The organism is Escherichia sp. E4736, from assembly GCF_005781225.1.
Classification (GTDB): Bacteria; Pseudomonadota; Gammaproteobacteria; order Enterobacterales; family Enterobacteriaceae; genus Escherichia.
Map to the genome: position 1 here is coordinate 89544 of NZ_VATT01000001.1, position 13756 is coordinate 103299.

Annotated in this window: 12 protein-coding genes and 1 other RNA gene; 3 read left to right on the top strand and 10 right to left on the bottom strand. The window is 52.7% G+C overall.

Features of this window, described 5'->3' with window-relative positions; translation table 11 throughout:
- Positions 1–166: 166 nt before the first annotated feature.
- Positions 167–826, bottom strand: a complete 660-nt coding sequence (locus FEK46_RS00360; protein WP_135490303.1) for a hemolysin III family protein — start codon at positions 824–826, stop codon at positions 167–169.
- A 163-nt stretch (positions 827–989) separates the two neighbouring features.
- Positions 990–1301, bottom strand: coding sequence for a N(4)-acetylcytidine aminohydrolase (gene yqfB, locus FEK46_RS00365; RefSeq protein WP_130259399.1), 312 nt, complete (start codon positions 1299–1301; stop codon positions 990–992).
- Positions 1302–1345: 44 nt separating this feature from the next.
- On the opposite strand from yqfB, the gene bglA reads away from it, so the two are divergent.
- Complete coding sequence (gene bglA, locus FEK46_RS00370; RefSeq protein ID WP_138194629.1) at positions 1346–2779, top strand: 6-phospho-beta-glucosidase BglA; 1434 nt, start codon at positions 1346–1348, stop codon at positions 2777–2779.
- A gap of 61 nt (positions 2780–2840) precedes the next feature.
- Here the strand turns inward: bglA and FEK46_RS00375 are convergent, their stop codons facing one another.
- The 8 genes from FEK46_RS00375 to ygfB all read right to left on the bottom strand — a co-directional run bounded on the left by FEK46_RS00375 (position 2841) and on the right by ygfB (position 13026).
- Positions 2841–3584, bottom strand: coding sequence for an SDR family oxidoreductase (locus FEK46_RS00375; RefSeq protein WP_130207838.1), 744 nt, complete (start codon positions 3582–3584; stop codon positions 2841–2843).
- A 168-nt stretch (positions 3585–3752) separates the two neighbouring features.
- Entirely contained in the window at positions 3753–6626 is a 2874-nt protein-coding gene (gene gcvP, locus FEK46_RS00380) for an aminomethyl-transferring glycine dehydrogenase (RefSeq protein WP_135559247.1), read from the bottom strand.
- Positions 6627–6744: 118 nt separating this feature from the next.
- A complete protein-coding gene (gcvH, locus tag FEK46_RS00385; protein WP_001295377.1) occupies positions 6745–7134 on the bottom strand; it encodes a glycine cleavage system protein GcvH in 390 nt (129 codons plus the stop codon).
- A gap of 23 nt (positions 7135–7157) precedes the next feature.
- Positions 7158–8252 (bottom strand): glycine cleavage system aminomethyltransferase GcvT, encoded by a 1095-nt coding sequence (gene gcvT, locus FEK46_RS00390; protein ID WP_135559246.1) that lies wholly within the window; start codon positions 8250–8252, stop codon positions 7158–7160.
- Positions 8253–8696: 444 nt separating this feature from the next.
- Complete coding sequence (gene ubiI, locus FEK46_RS00395) at positions 8697–9899, bottom strand: FAD-dependent 2-octaprenylphenol hydroxylase (protein WP_135559245.1); 1203 nt, start codon at positions 9897–9899, stop codon at positions 8697–8699.
- 22 nt (positions 9900–9921) lie between these two features.
- Positions 9922–11100, bottom strand: a complete 1179-nt coding sequence (gene ubiH / locus FEK46_RS00400; protein WP_135559244.1) for a 2-octaprenyl-6-methoxyphenyl hydroxylase — start codon at positions 11098–11100, stop codon at positions 9922–9924.
- A complete protein-coding gene (gene pepP / locus FEK46_RS00405) occupies positions 11097–12422 on the bottom strand; it encodes a Xaa-Pro aminopeptidase (protein ID WP_135559243.1) in 1326 nt (441 codons plus the stop codon). Before pepP ends, ubiH begins: the two co-directional genes overlap by 4 nt.
- Positions 12423–12447: 25 nt before the next feature.
- A complete protein-coding gene (gene ygfB / locus FEK46_RS00410) occupies positions 12448–13026 on the bottom strand; it encodes a UPF0149 family protein YgfB (protein WP_135383206.1) in 579 nt (192 codons plus the stop codon).
- A gap of 167 nt (positions 13027–13193) precedes the next feature.
- Here ygfB and zapA point away from each other — a divergent pair, with 167 nt between their 5' ends.
- A complete protein-coding gene (gene zapA / locus FEK46_RS00415) occupies positions 13194–13523 on the top strand; it encodes a cell division protein ZapA (RefSeq protein WP_001276008.1) in 330 nt (109 codons plus the stop codon).
- 41 nt (positions 13524–13564) lie between these two features.
- A non-coding RNA gene (gene ssrS / locus FEK46_RS00420) (6S RNA) lies at positions 13565–13748 on the top strand.
- The last annotated feature ends 8 nt before the right edge of the window (positions 13749–13756 follow it).

The window sequence follows — 13756 nt, forward strand, 5'->3', positions numbered from 1 at the left end:
CTGATGCGACGCTGGCGCCTCTTATCAGGCCTGGGATTTGGTGCCTTTTTCACAAGTGGGAAGCGGCCCGTAGGCCGGATAAGGCGTTCACGCCGCATCCGGCAGTTGCGCTCCGATGCCTGATGCGACGCTGGTGCGTCTTTTCATGCCGACAAAGACACAGCCATTACGGCTGTCCAATATACAAATAGATCGCCAGGAAATGGCACACACTGCCGCCGAGCACAAAGCCGTGCCAGATGGCGTGGTTGTAGGGGATGCGTTTGCAGACGTAGAAAATCACCCCAAGCGAGTAAACCACACCGCCTACTGCCAGTAAGGTAACGCTGCCCGCCGCGAGTTTAACTGCCATTTCATAAATCACCACCAGTGACAGCCAACCCATCGCCAGATAAGTCACCAGAGATAAAATTTTGAATCGGTGCGCGATGGTCAGTTTGAACAGAATCCCCAGCAATGCCAGGCTCCAGATAACAATCATCAACCCGTGCGCTAACGGAGAATCCAGCCCCACCAGCAAAAACGGCGTGTAGGTTCCGGCAATCAACAGGTAAATGGCGCAATGGTCAAATTTCTTCAGCCACATTTTTGCCCGTTGATGGGGAATGGCGTGATAGAGCGTCGAAGCGAGAAACAGCAGGATCATACTGCCGCCATAAAGGCTGTAACTGGTTATCGCCGTGGCGCTGGCATTAAGATCCACCGCCTGAACCAGTAGCAATACCAACCCGACGATACCAAACACCAGCCCAATGCCGTGACTGATGCTGTTGGCAATTTCCTCTGCCAGCGAATATCCCTGCTTAATGAGAGGCTTCTGAACCATAACTTACTCCGGAGAAACGTACACGCACGTGAACACTTCTCCAGCGTAACTGAGAATAGTTCCAGTGAACACCTGTTAGCTAAAATAAATTCTGATTTGAGAGTAATCTCCGAAAAATCATGAAATTAAATGTTAAATTTCAACTAACAGGCGTGAGTTCAACTTAAAGGCATTTAAATTCAATTACATAAAACTGTGTCTGACCAGGATAGATGTCGGCAATGACTTTTTTCAGTTCAGGCAGGGTCATATTTTCCTGTTGTGCATGTTTTTCTGTGAGAGTATCCAGCGTTACGGTTGAAGTTGCGGTAACTTCAATGGTGCAAAAATAGCCGTCATCTTCAAAGCGCCCGACGCGGAGCACATCGCCCGGTTTAAAGTGCGATTCAGACTCGTCGCGAATAGTGATGGTTTTACGCCCAGCCAGAATGTCATCCTGGAAACGTTGAAAAAAAGTGATGTCGTTTGGCTGCATGGTACTATTTCCTGTAAGAATTGACTCATTTGGAGCCTATGATAGTGAAAAAACTCACCTTACCGAAAGATTTCTTATGGGGTGGCGCAGTTGCCGCTCATCAGGTCGAAGGCGGCTGGAACAAAGGCGGCAAAGGGCCGAGTATTTGTGACGTGCTAACCGGTGGCGCACACGGCGTGCCGCGCGAAATCACCAAAGAAGTTTTGCCCGGCAAATACTATCCGAACCATGAAGCCGTTGATTTTTATGGCCACTACAAAGAAGACATTAAGCTGTTTGCTGAAATGGGCTTCAAATGTTTTCGTACTTCCATCGCCTGGACGCGCATTTTTCCAAAAGGCGATGAAACACAGCCAAACGAAGAAGGGCTGAAGTTCTACGATGATATGTTCGATGAACTGCTGAAATACAACATCGAACCGGTGATCACCCTCTCCCACTTTGAAATGCCACTGCATCTGGTGCAGCAATACGGTAGCTGGACCAACCGTAAAGTGGTTGATTTCTTTGTGCGTTTCGCGGAAGTGGTATTTGAACGCTATAAGCATAAAGTCAAATACTGGATGACCTTCAACGAAATTAACAACCAGCGTAACTGGCGTGCGCCGCTGTTCGGTTACTGCTGCTCCGGCGTGGTGTATACCGAGCATGAAAACCCGGAAGAGACGATGTATCAGGTGCTGCATCATCAGTTTGTCGCCAGCGCCCTGGCGGTGAAAGCCGCGCATCGCATCAACCCGGAGATGAAAGTCGGTTGTATGCTGGCGATGGTGCCGCTCTATCCTTACTCCTGTAACCCGGACGATGTGATGTTCGCTCAGGAGTCGATGCGCGAGCGCTACGTCTTTACCGATGTGCAGCTGCGTGGCTATTACCCGTCCTATGTATTGAACGAGTGGGAGCGTCGCGGATTTAACATCAAAATGGAAGATGGCGATTTTGAAGTGCTACGCGAAGGCACCTGCGATTATCTTGGCTTCAGTTATTACATGACCAACGCGGTGAAGGCCGAAGGCGGCACCGGCGATGCGATCTCTGGTTTTGAAGGCAGTGTACCGAACCCATTTGTTAAAGCGTCGGACTGGGGATGGCAGATTGATCCGGTGGGTCTGCGCTATGCACTATGCGAATTGTATGAGCGTTATCAGAAGCCGCTGTTTATTGTCGAAAACGGTTTTGGCGCTTACGACAAAGTGGAAGAAGACGGCAGCATCATCGATGACTACCGTATTGACTACCTGCGCGCCCATATTGAAGAGATGAAAAAAGCGGTGACTTACGATGGCGTGGATCTGATGGGCTACACGCCGTGGGGCTGCATCGACTGCGTGTCGTTCACTACCGGGCAGTACAGCAAACGCTACGGCTTTATCTATGTGAATAAACATGACGACGGTACTGGCGATATGTCGCGTTCACGTAAGAAGAGCTTTAACTGGTACAAAGAGGTGATTGCCAGCAACGGCGAGAAGCTTTAAGTAGATAAAGTACCGGATGCAATACTTGCTGCGTTGCATCCGGTCAGACAACTTTCCTGTTTTATTTCCCACCTGCCAAATCGATAAAACTTCCCGTGACATAAGATGCTTTATCACTAATCAGCCAGACAATGGCCTGCGCGACCTCTTCCGCCTGTCCGCCACGCTGCATCGGAATGTTCGATTTCACGCGATCGACGCGTCCGGGTTCACCACCGCTGACGTGCATTTCGGTATAGATAAAACCGGGTCGCACGCCATTGACGCGAATTCCCTGCGCGGCGACTTCCAGCGATAGTCCGGTGGTTAACGTATCAATCGCCCCTTTCGATGCCGCATAATCAACGTATTCCCCCGGCGATCCCAGCCGTGAGGCTACCGAAGAGACATTGACGATAGCGCCGCCATTGCCGCCGTTTTTAAACGCCATGCGTTTTACCGCCTCGCGTGAGCAGAGAAAATATCCCGTTACGTTGGTGGAAAATACTCGGTTGATTCGCTCTGCGGTAAGGTTTTCTACGGTGCACTGGGTAAACAAGATCCCGGCATTGTTGACCAGCACGGCTAGCGGTTCATCACGCTGGTCGATTGCTGTAAACATTGCGACGATCTGGTTTTCGTCGCTGATATCCGCCTGGAGTGCAAATGCCTTGCCACCGGCTTTCGTTATTAAGTTCACCACTTCCTGCGCCGCGTGGAGGTTTTGCTGATAATTAAGCGCAACCGTATACCCTTCTTGCGCCAACAGTAACGCAGTTGCCCGCCCAATACCACGACTGCCGCCAGTCACAAGTGCTATAGCCATTTGTTTTCCCCATAAATTAAGACTGATGACAAAGCCAAAAGAACGCACGATCAGTTCCCTCGCCCTAAAAGGGCGAGGGGGAAAACCGTACCATCATTTACGCTTGAGCAAATTGTCAGCAAGTAAAAAGGCGCCGAAGCGCCTTTAGAAGATAGTCGAATCAGTGAATTACTGGTATTCGCTAATCGGTACGCAGGAGCAGAACAGGTTACGGTCGCCGTAAACATCATCCAGACGTTTCACCGTCGGCCAGTATTTGTCTGCCACGCCTGCCGGGAATACTGCAACTTCACGGCTGTACGGATGCGCCCACTCGGCGACCAGTTCGCTCTGAATGTGCGGCGCGTTCACCAGCGGGTTATCTTCCAGCGGCCAGACACCGGTTTTCACCTGGTCAATCTCTGCGCGGATAGCCAGCATCGCGTCGATAAAGCGATCCAGTTCCACTTTGCTTTCAGATTCAGTCGGTTCAACCATCAGCGTACCCGCCACCGGGAACGACATAGTCGGCGCGTGGAAACCGTAGTCGATCAGGCGCTTGGCAATATCCAGCTCGCTGATGCCGGTTTCTTCTTTCAGCGGGCGAATATCGAGAATACATTCGTGTGCCACGCGACCGTCGCGACCGGTATACAGCACCGGGAAAGCATCCTGCAGGCGGCTGGCAATATAGTTGGCGTTAAGAATTGCCACCTGGCTTGCTTTTTTCAGCCCTTCTGCGCCCATCATGCGGATGTACATCCAGCTGATTGGCAGAATGGATGCGCTACCGAACGGTGCCGCAGAAACCGCGCCCTGACGGGTTAACATGCCTTCGATTTGCACCACGCTATGGCCCGGCACAAACGGCGCCAGATGCGCTTTCACGCCGATCGGTCCCATACCTGGGCCGCCACCGCCGTGCGGAATGCAGAAGGTTTTATGCAGGTTAAGGTGCGAAACGTCCGCACCAATAAAGCCCGGTGAGGTAATGCCAACCTGAGCATTCATGTTCGCGCCATCAAGATAAACCTGACCACCGAACTGATGCACGACTTCACACACTTCACGGATCGTTTCTTCATACACGCCATGGGTGGAAGGATAGGTCACCATGATGCAGGAGAGGTTATCGCCCGCCTGTTCCGCTTTCGCGCGCAGGTCAGTCAGATCAATGTTGCCGTTTTTATCACACGCCACAACTACCACCTGCATTCCTGCCATATGTGCAGAAGCAGGGTTAGTTCCGTGCGCAGAAGCCGGGATCAGGCAGATATCGCGATGCCCTTCGTTGCGGCTTTCATGATAATGACGAATCGCCAGCAGGCCCGCGTATTCGCCCTGTGCACCAGAGTTCGGCTGCATACAAACGGTGTCGTAACCGGTCAATTTCACCAGCCAGTCAGCCAGCTGCGCGATCATCTGCTGATAACCTTCGGCCTGTTCCGGCGGGCAGAACGGGTGCAGTTCGGCAAATTCCGGCCAGGTGATCGGGATCATCTCGGCGGCGGCGTTCAGTTTCATGGTGCAGGACCCCAGCGGAATCATCGCCTGATTCAGCTCCAGATCTTTACGCTCCAGCGAGTGCATATAGCGCATCATTTCGGTTTCGCTGTGGTAGCGATTAAACACCGGATGGGTGAGGATTTCGTCATCACGCAGCATCGCAGGTTGAATAGAGCGACTGTCGTGAGCCACGTCTTTATCCAGCGTGTCGATCTCCAGCCCGTGGTTATCGCCCAACAGCACGCTGAAAAGCTGCATCACGTTTTCGCGCGTGGTTGTTTCATCAAGGGTGATCCCAACCGCGTTCAGAATATCGCTGCGCAGGTTGATTTCAGCCGCTTCGGCACGCGCCAGTACGCCCGCTTTGTCGGTCACTTCCACACACAAAGTATCGAAATAGTGCGCATGGCGCAGCTTCAGACCTTTTTGTTGCAGGCCCGCCGCCAAAATATCGGTCAGGCGGTGGATGCGGTTAGCGATACGTTTCAGGCCAACCGGACCGTGATAAACGGCGTACAGGCTGGCGATGTTTGCCAGCAGTACCTGGGAAGTACAAATGTTGGAGTTCGCTTTCTCACGACGAATATGTTGCTCGCGAGTCTGCATCGCCATGCGTAGCGCAGTATTACCCGCGGCATCTTTCGATACGCCAATAATACGACCAGGCATTGAGCGTTTGTATTCATCTTTCGCCGCAAAGAATGCTGCGTGCGGGCCACCGTAGCCCATCGGTACGCCAAAGCGTTGCGCCGAACCAAAAACAATATCCGCGCCCTGTTTACCCGGCGCGGTTAACAGCACTAGCGCCATAATATCGGCGGCGACGCTGACCACAATTTTGCGTGATTTCAGTTCGCTGATAAGCGCTGTGTAGTCGTGAATTTCACCAGTAGTGCCGACCTGCTGTAACAGCACGCCGAACACATCCTGATGCTCGAGCACTTTTTGCGCGTCATCGACAATCACTTCAAAACCAAAGGTTTCGGCACGAGTACGTACCACATCCAGCGTTTGCGGATGAACGTCAGAAGCAACAAAGAAGCGGTTGGCATTTTTCAGTTTGCTGACGCGTTTCGCCATCGCCATTGCTTCGGCGGCAGCGGTGGCTTCGTCAAGAAGAGAAGCCGAAGCCATATCCAGCCCAGTCAAATCCAGCGTTACCTGCTGGAAGTTGAGCAGCGCTTCGAGGCGGCCCTGGGAGACTTCAGGTTGATACGGAGTATACGCGGTATACCAGCCCGGATTTTCCAGCATGTTACGCAGAATAACCGGCGGCAACTGCACGGCGGTGTAACCCATGCCAATGTAAGACGTGAAGCGTTTATTGCGACTGGCAATAGCCTTGAGTTCCGCCAGCGCGGCGTATTCGGTCGCCGGTGCGCCAACCTGCGGCGGAGTCGCAAGCTGAATATCTTTCGGCACAATCTGGCCGGTCAGCGCGTTTAACGATTGTGCACCAACGGCATTCAGCATTTCTTGCTGTTGCGCGGCGTCCGGTCCGATATGGCGTTCAATAAAAGCGCCGCTGTTTTCAAGCTGGCTTAACGTCTGTGTCATGAGCGATGGTTCCTGAAACGTGCAGTGAATTGTGAACCTCTCTCCTTGCGAAGAGAGTGAGGGTGAGGCGTAAATTTCCCTCACCCTGATCCTCTCCCGCAGAAGAGGATTAAAGCCGTTACTCGTCTTCTAACAATGCTTCGTATGCGGTCGCATCCAGCAGTGATTCCAGTTCGCTTTCGTCGCTGGCTTTGATTTTAAAGATCCAGCCGCCTGCATACGGTTCGCTGTTCACCAGTTCCGGGGAATCGCTCAGTGCGTCGTTTACCGCCACGATTTCACCGCTTACTGGCGCATAAATGTCTGACGCCGCTTTTACTGATTCGGCAACCGCGCAGTCATCGCCCGCGCTAACCGTTGCGCCGACTTCCGGCAGGTCAACAAACACCATATCGCCCAACAACTCCTGAGCGTGTTCGGTGATGCCAACGGTGTAAGTGCCGTCGGCTTCTTTACGCAGCCATTCGTGTTCTTTGCTGTATTTCAGTTCTGCTGGTACGTTGCTCATCAATCAATCTCCAAAAAAGTAAATCACGCGACGGCTTTGCCGTTACGCACAAAAACAGGTTTCGTCACTTTAACCGGCATTTCACGGTTGCGAATTTGCACAATCGCTGTTTCACCAATACCTTCCGGCACACGCGCCAGCGCAATGCTGTAGCCCAGCGTCGGGGAAAAAGTACCGCTGGTGATAATGCCTTCTTGCTGGTTGCCCTGTGCGTCGGTAAAACGTACCGGCAGTTCATTACGCAGCACGCCTTTTTCGGTCATCACCAGGCCAACTAATTTTTCTGTGCCATGTTCACGCTGCACTTCCAGGGCTTCACGACCGATAAAGTCACGATCTGCCGGTTCCCAGGCGATAGTCCAGCCCATGTTGGCGGCTAAAGGAGAGATGGTTTCGTCCATCTCCTGACTATAAAGATTCATACCCGCTTCCAGACGCAGCGTGTCACGCGCGCCCAGGCCACATGGCTTAACGCCCGCTTCCACCAGCGCGCACCAGAAATCAGCCGCTTTTTCATTGGGCAGCGCAATTTCGTAGCCCGCTTCACCGGTGTAACCGGTGGTGGCAATAAACAGATCGCCCGCCTGCACGCCAAAGAACGGTTTCATCCCTTCCACCGCCTGACGCTGGGCGTCATTAAACAGTGTGGCAGCTTTTGCCTGCGCATTCGGCCCTTGTACGGCAATCATGGAAAGGTCATCACGAACGGTAATTTCGATGCCGAAAGGTTCAGCGTGTTGGGTAATCCAGGAGAGGTCTTTTTCGCGGGTGGCGGAGTTAACAACGAGGCGGAAGAAATCTTCAGTGAAGTAGTAGACGATGAGGTCATCTATCACACCGCCAGAGGCATTCAACATCCCCGAGTAAAGGGCTTTGCCGCTTTTGGTGAGCTTCGCCACATCGTTCGCCAGCAGATAACGCAGAAACTCCCGGGTGCGGCTGCCGCGGAGATCGACGATGGTCATATGCGACACATCAAACATTCCGGCATCGGTACGTACCGCATGATGTTCGTCGATTTGCGAACCGTAATGCAGCGGCATCATCCAGCCGTGGAAATCCACCATGCGAGCGCCGCAAAGCGTGTGTTGTTCGTACAAAGGAGTCTGTTGTGCCATCTTGTCCTCATTGAATAAGCGGGGCTGACAACTTTTCGTGGTGAAATTGTCACCACGAAACCCAGCACTGGAGCCACTCCCGGTCCCCAACGCAATCGTTCTCTTTTCCCTGAACTTACCACCGAAACAGACGGTTAACCATAAGGAAAAATTGATCATCACATTAGCTTATGGTTAAAAATCTCAAAAATGACAACAGGACAAAAAACCAAATAACGCGATACACGCAAACAAACATAACGAGTTAATAAAACAGTTTTAAATAAAGCGATATTAAGAACTAAAAAATTGTCAAAAATCGCTAAATCAAAAATTCACGACATTAGAAAATATAATGCGAAATTACGGGTGAAATTAGTTTATTTCAAATGAGGAAAATCTCCCGGCGAAAAACCGGGAGATGAAAGTGTGATGGGTATCAAATAAACAAAAGATGAGAAATTTTTAACGCAGCCATTCAGGCAAATCGTTTAATCCCATTGCCTGACGAATAAGTTGCGGTTTAACGCCAGGAAGCGTGTCGGCCAGTTTCAGACCAATATCACGCAGCAGTTTTTTCGCTGGATTAGCTCCAGAAAACAGATCGCGGAATCCTTGCATACCTGCCAGCATCAGCGCCGCGCTGTGCTTGCGGCTACGCTCATAGCGACGCAGGTAAATGTACTGCCCGATGTCTTTACCCTGACGATGCAGTCGTTTCAGTTCAGCAATCAGCTCTGCAGCATCCATAAAGCCGAGATTTACCCCCTGCCCCGCCAGCGGGTGGATGGTATGCGCGGCGTCGCCCACCAGCACCAGACGGTGCGCGGCAAACTGGCGCGCATAACGCCCCGTCAGCGGGAACACCTGACGCTCGCTCTCAACCTTGCATAAGCCCAGTCGATTATCAAAAGCGATATTTAACGCGCGATTAAATTCGTCTTCCCCTGCCTGCTGCATCCGCTGCGCTTCCTCTGGCGACAGTGACCACACAATCGAGCAAAGATGCGGATCGCTAAGTGGTAAAAAGGCCAGAATGCCTTCGCCATGGAAAACCTGCCGCGCCACCGCATCATGCGGTTCTTCCGTGCGAATGGTCGCCACCAGCGCGTGATGCTGATAATCCCAGAAAGTCAGCGGAATATCGGCCTTGTTGCGCAACCAGGAATTAGCGCCGTCCGCACCAATTACCAGACGCGCCGTTAACATGCTGCCATCTTTCAGCGTCAGGAAGGTTTCGTTTTCCCCCCAGGCGACCTGTTGTAATTCTGCGGGGGCCAGCAGGGTGATATCTGACGACTGCAGCGCTTTGTTCCACAGCGCGTAGTGAATCACTGAGTTTTCAACGATATGCCCAAGATGGCTATAACCCATGCTTTGATCGTCAAACGAGATGTGACCAAAACTGTCTTTATCCCACACTTCCATACCGTGATAACAGCTGGCTCTGCGAGAGAGGATGTCCTGCCAGACGCCAAGACGGGTGAGTAATTTTTCGCTGGCGGCATTGATAGCCGAAACGCGCAGTTGTGGTGGTGCATCCGCCGCCAGAGGTTCCGGTACGCGCTGCTCCAGTACGGCAACTCGTAAGCCGCTCCCCTGTAAGCCGCAGGCAACCGCCAGCCCCACCATGCCGCCGCCAACAATGGCTACATCAACACTTTGCATTGTTTATTCCTTAAAACCGCCTTCAACGCGCCACCCAACCGAGGGTGCGCTGCGCCAGCACATCGCGTGCCGGGGTGAATAATTCCATCGTCATCAGCCCGATGTTGCGCCCGACAACCAACGGCGCCCAACGGTTGGCAAAAAGATGTACCAGACTGTCCGTGACGCCGATGGTTGCTTCGCGATCGCTCTGTCGACGCTGCTGATAACGGCACAATACGCCGTAATCACCCATGTCTTCTGCGCGCTCCTGCGCCTGGGTCAGGGTTTCCGCAAGGCTCATCACATCACGCATACCGAGGTTAAATCCTTGCCCGGCAATCGGGTGCAGGGTTTGTGCCGCATTGCCCACCAGCACGGTGCGATGGGTAATCGGTCTGGCGGCGCGGGTTAACGCCAGCGGATAAGCACTGCGTTTACCGGCGTGGGTAATTTGCCCCAGTCGCCAGCCAAAGGCCAACTGGAGTTCACGGCAAAACTTCTCGTCGCTCCACGCCAACACTTCTTCGCGCCGTTCCAGTGGATGACACCAGACCAGCGAACAGCGTCCTTCAGACATCGGCAACATCGCCAGCGGGCCATGTTGCGTAAAGCGTTCAAAAGCGCGCCCTTCATGCGCAATGGAAGTTGCAACGTTCGCAATCACAGCCAGTTGTTCGTAGGGCTCCTGCTGCCAGTCAACGCCACAGGTAGTAGCTAACGAGGAATGCGTACCGTCAGCCGCCACCAGCACGCGGCCCGTCAGCGTCTCGCCACTCTCCAGCGTCACTTCAACGTTAGCTGGGGTACGAACAACATTAGCAATGCGATCCGGGCAATGCAGCGTTACGCCAGGCGCTTTGCGCAACAGCGCAAACAGCCGTTGCCCGACATTGTGCAATTCGACAACCTGCCCCAGCGCCGCCAGTTGGTAATCTTCTGCGGCGAGGGTGACGAATCCGGCATGACCACGATCGCTGACATGCACGGTGGTGATGGCGGTTGCGCAATCAGCCAGAGATTGCCAGACGCCGATGCGCGCCAGTTGCTGACAGGTGCCCGCCGCCAGCGCAATAGCCCGTCCATCAAAGCCCGGATGAGCATGAGACTCTGGCGCGGTCGCTTCAATTAAATGTACCGACAGCGTCCCGTGACTTAACCGGGAAATAGCCAGCGCCAGCGTCGCGCCAGCCATGCCGCCACCGACGATGATTACGCTCATTGCTTTCTCGCAGCTGCCATCAACGCTTCAATTTCTTCCGGCTTTTTCACCACGCTGGCGGTGAGGTTTTCGTTACCGGTTTCGGTAATTACAATGTCATCTTCAATACGAATGCCGATCCCACGATATTGTTCTGGAACATCCGCATCCGGCGCAATATACAGCCCTGGCTCTACGGTCAGTACCATACCTGGTTCAAGAATGCGCGAGCGCTCCTGGCCATAAACGCCAACGTCATGGACATCCAGTCCTAACCAGTGGCTAAGGCCATGCATAAAGAAAGGACGATGTGCGTTCTGAGCGATCAGTTCATCAACATCACCTTTCAGGATGCCGAGTTTTACCAGGCCGCTAATCATGATGCGCACCACTTCACCGGTGACTTCCTGAATGGATGTTCCCGGACGATACAGGCGCAAGCTGGTTTCAAGAGATTCCAGCACAATGTCGTAGATTTCACGCTGGGCCTGGGTGAATTTGCCATTGACCGGGAAGGTACGGGTGATGTCGCCCGCGTAACCTTTATATTCACAACCTGCGTCAATCAACACCAGGTCGCCGTCGCGCAATTCACACTCGTTTTCGGTGTAATGAAGAATGCAGCCGTTTTCACCGCTGCCGACAATGGTGTTATAGGAAGGATAGCGCGCACCGTGGCGGTTGAATTCGTGGTGAATTTCGCCTTCCAGATGGTACTCGAACATCCCCGGACGGCATTTTTCCATCGCCCGGGTATGCGCCAGTGCGGTGATTTCACCCGCGCGGCGAAGTACGGCAATCTCTTCCGGCGATTTGAACAGGCGCATTTCATGAACAATGGGACGCCAGTCGATCATCGTTGCTGGCGCGGTGAGATTTTGCCGCGAGCCTTTACGCAATTTTTCCAGCGCACTATTCACGATTTCATCAGCATATACATATTCGCCCTGGGCGTGGTAAACCACATCCAAACCGTTAAGCAGTTGATAAAGTTGCTGATTAATTTCACTGAACGCCAGTGCGCGATCAACGCCCAGTTTCTCTGGCGCGGCATCCTGACCTAAACGACGGCCAAACCAGATCTCCGCCGTCAGGTCGCGCACGCGGTTAAACAAAACGCTGTGGTTATGAGTGTCATCGCTTTTAATCAGCACCAGCACCGCTTCCGGTTCATTAAAGCCGGTGAAGTACCAGAAGTCGCTGTTCTGACGATAGGGGTATTCGCTGTCGGCGCTTCGGGTCACTTCTGGTGCCGCAAAAATCAGCGCGGCGCTGCCGGGTTGCATTTGCTCCACCAGGGCCTGACGGCGGCGCTGAAATTCCTGCTGAGATATCTCACTCATAACACTCTCCTTACGTTTTTTGTTTTTAGTGTAGAGTTGGTTTTTGTACTTCTGGTGCGGTCGGTTGCGGATGAGTAAAGGTGTCGTGGCATAACAGCGCGGCAACACGGACGTACTCGATGATCTCTTCAAGCGACATTTCCAGCTCTTCTTGATCTTCGTCTTCGTCGTAGCCCAGTTGCGCGATGTTACGCAGATCGTCAATGGCTTCACCAGTTTCGCCAGTCACTTTATCCAGCTTCGGCTGAGTGACGCCAAGACCGAGCAGGAAGTGATTTACCCAGCCTGCCAACGCATCAGCGCGATCGAAAACGCTAACGCCATCGCCATCAGGCAGATAAAGCTGAAAAAGGAAGCCGTCATCTTGCAAGGCATCACTGGTGGCAGAGTGCATTTTGCGCAATGCCTGGGCAAGTTCATGCCCGAAAGCCATACCTTCGTTCGTCAGGTCGTGAAGCAGCGGCAGCCAGGAGCTGTCATCATTACCGCCACATATCATCCCACTGATTAAACCATGCATCTCAGCAGGGGTCAGACCTGTCCCTTGTTGGTTCAGATACTGGTTCATTTCATTGTAACCAGGCATTTCGTTCTGTATAGACATAAGCATTCGGCATCAAAGGGAGGAAGATTCATGATATGCTATCACTTTGGACCCTGGTGGACCAGAAAAGGGCTTGTCTCATTGCACCAGGGTAGCTATAGTTTCGCCCCTTCGCAGACCAAAGTTCTGAAGGCGAAGGCAGCGCAGTCAATCAGCAGGAAGGTGGCATGTCTGCACAACCCGTCGATATCCAAATTTTTGGCCGTTCACTGCGTGTGAACTGCCCGCCTGACCAAAGGGATGCGTTGAATCAGGCTGCGGACGATCTGAACCAACGGTTGCAAGATCTGAAAGAACGCACTAGAGTCACAAATACTGAACAGTTGGTTTTCATTGCCGCATTGAATATCAGCTACGAGTTAGCGCAAGAAAAAGCGAAGACTCGTGACTACGCGGCAAGTATGGAACAGCGTATTCGGATGCTGCAACAGACCATAGAACAAGCGTTACTTGAACAAGGTCGCATCACCGAAAAAACGAACCAAAACTTTGAATGACACTTTCCGGTTTACTGTGGTAGAGTAACCGTGAAGACAAAATTTCTCTGAGATGTTCGCAAGCGGGCCAGTCCCCTGAGCCGATATTTCATACCACAAGAATGTGGCGCTCCGTGGTTGGTGAGCATGCTCGGTCCGTCCGAGAAGCCTTAAAACTGCGACGACACATTCACCTTGAACCAAGGGTTCAAGGGTTACAGCCTGCGGCGGCATCTCGGAGATTCCCTTCTTAT

Excerpts from the sequence above, each read along its gene's own strand:
- FEK46_RS00360 (WP_135490303.1), bottom strand. The coding sequence starts at position 826 with ATGGTTCAGAAGCCTCTCATTAAGCAGGGATATTCGCTGGCAGAGGAA.
- yqfB (WP_130259399.1), bottom strand. The coding sequence starts at position 1,301 with ATGCAGCCAAACGACATCACTTTTTTTCAACGTTTCCAGGATGACATT.
- FEK46_RS00375 (WP_130207838.1), bottom strand. The coding sequence starts at position 3,584 with ATGGCTATAGCACTTGTGACTGGCGGCAGTCGTGGTATTGGGCGGGCA.
- gcvP (WP_135559247.1), bottom strand. The coding sequence starts at position 6,626 with ATGACACAGACGTTAAGCCAGCTTGAAAACAGCGGCGCTTTTATTGAA.
- gcvH (WP_001295377.1), bottom strand. The coding sequence starts at position 7,134 with ATGAGCAACGTACCAGCAGAACTGAAATACAGCAAAGAACACGAATGG.
- gcvT (WP_135559246.1), bottom strand. The coding sequence starts at position 8,252 with ATGGCACAACAGACTCCTTTGTACGAACAACACACGCTTTGCGGCGCT.
- ubiI (WP_135559245.1), bottom strand. The coding sequence starts at position 9,899 with ATGCAAAGTGTTGATGTAGCCATTGTTGGCGGCGGCATGGTGGGGCTG.
- ubiH (WP_135559244.1), bottom strand. The coding sequence starts at position 11,100 with ATGAGCGTAATCATCGTCGGTGGCGGCATGGCTGGCGCGACGCTGGCG.
- pepP (WP_135559243.1), bottom strand. The coding sequence starts at position 12,422 with ATGAGTGAGATATCTCAGCAGGAATTTCAGCGCCGCCGTCAGGCCCTG.
- ygfB (WP_135383206.1), bottom strand. The coding sequence starts at position 13,026 with ATGTCTATACAGAACGAAATGCCTGGTTACAATGAAATGAACCAGTAT.
- zapA (WP_001276008.1), top strand. The coding sequence starts at position 13,194 with ATGTCTGCACAACCCGTCGATATCCAAATTTTTGGCCGTTCACTGCGT.